At 77.6% G+C, this 1790-nt stretch carries 1 protein-coding gene; it reads left to right on the top strand.

Annotated features, from left to right (window positions below; all coding sequences use genetic code 11):
* Nucleotides 1–177 precede the first annotated feature (177 nt).
* The coding region (locus TA90_RS15680; protein WP_269420071.1) for an FtsK/SpoIIIE domain-containing protein at nt 178–1790 on the top strand (1613 nt) is incomplete at its 3' end.

Genomic DNA, 1790 nt, shown 5'->3' with positions numbered 1-1790 from the left:
TCCCGAGGGCCCCGGGCACGGGACCTGGACGTGTGGACGGGGAGGGTCGGACCCGGTGGCGCGGTGGCGCTCCTCCTCCCGTCGGGAGGCGGTGCGGGGCACGGGTCCCCGTCCCCCGCCACCGGGTCGGGCACGAGGGGCGGAGGGACGGAGCCGACGCGCCACGGAGGGGCTGCGGTGGCACAGCGCCTCGGGTTGGTGGGCGCACGCTCCCTCGGGGCCGCCCGGTGGTGCTGTGCCCAGCTCGCCGCCCGCACGGGCGGGGCCACGGTGACCTTCCTCCTGCGTGGTGGGGTCCAGGAGGGACGACCCCCGTCCGGGGTGACAGCACCGGGAGCCCGCGCCCACGCCCACGTCGGGGCCGCCACCGGACCCGGAGGTGGCCTGCCTGCACCGGCCCGGGACTCCAGCGCGTCCACCACGGACGTGGGCGACGCCGCGGACGCGCGAAGCGGGGGCGGGGGCGGGGGCGGACCCAGTGTGGCGGAGGTGTGCGTCCTGGGGGACGGACGGACCCCGGTCCACGTCGTGGAGGGCGGGGAGTGCCCGCTGTGCCGGCCACTGCCCCCTCCCGGCGGGGAGGGCGGTCGCCCGAGCAGTGCCCCATCTGAGCAGCGTGCGGACCCCCGCACGGTCCACATCGGCATCGCCGCCACGTACCGGGACCTGCCTGCGTGGTGCGACCGCGCGGAGGAGGACCCGACCCCTCCGGTCTCCCCGGCGTGGTGGGCCCAGGTCGCGCACCCGGGCCCACCGGGACTCGGCGCGGGTCCCCACCCGGGAGTCCTGCCCGATCGGGTGCTCCTGGAGGAACTCGCCCCTGCGCTCCGGGACCACCGGGAGCGGAGCGGGACGCCCGCAGTCGGCCCATCGGGATCAGGGGGAGCCGAGGGCACCACCTCCTCCACCGTGGGCGTGCCCGACGGGGACGGTGCGGGCCCGGGGGCATCCGGTTCGCGCGGCGGGGATCCGACCGGGCTCCCGGCCGTCATCGGAGTCGGCACCTGGGGCCACCACGTCATCGACCTGGTCCGCGACGGGCCGCACGCGCTGCTCGCCGGGACGACCGGGGCCGGGAAGTCCGAGGCACTGGCCACCTGGCTGGTGTCCCTCGCCCTGGGGCACCCACCCGAGCGACTGCGCCTGGTCCTCATCGACTACAAGGGCGGAGCGGCGCTGGGCCCCTTCGCCGCCCTCCCCCACACCGAGGCGGTGCTCACCGACCTGGACCCCGCGGCCACGGACCGCGCACTGAGGGGGCTCTCCTCCCTCCTCCGGCACCGCGAGCGACAGCTGGCCGAGATGGGTCTGCCCGACCTGCAACGCTGGGAGGCGGCCCACGCCTCCGGCCGGGCCCCCGCCCCACCCCCACGGGTCGTGGTCGTGGTCGACGAGTTCCGGGTGCTCGCCGACTCCCACCCCTCGACGCTGGACTCGCTGGTCAGACTCTCCGCCCAGGGCCGTTCGCTGGGGTTGCACCTGGTCGCGGCCACCCAGCGGCCCGCCGGCGCCCTCACCCCCGCCATGCGGGCCAACATCGAGATCCGCCTCGCCCTGCGCTGCGCGGAGGAGGCCGACTCCCTGGACGTACTCGGTTCCCCGGCGGCCGCGCGCCTGCCGCGCGTCCCGGGTCGGGCTCTGTTGCGCGGGGTCGGCCCCCTCCAGGTGGCGTGGGTGCCCGACCTGACGTGGGCCCTGGCCCTCGTCGGACGGCGGTGGGACGGCCGGGGAGGTCCGGTCGCATCCGGTGGGGCACACTCGGCAGCAGTCGCGCGGGACGGTTCCCCACC

The sequence above is a fragment of the Actinomyces polynesiensis genome (assembly GCF_000820725.1).
GTDB lineage: Bacteria > Actinomycetota > Actinomycetes > Actinomycetales > Actinomycetaceae > Pauljensenia > Pauljensenia polynesiensis.
Note: the sequence above shows the minus strand (reverse complement) of the source record. Positions and strands in the feature narration are given on the sequence as shown.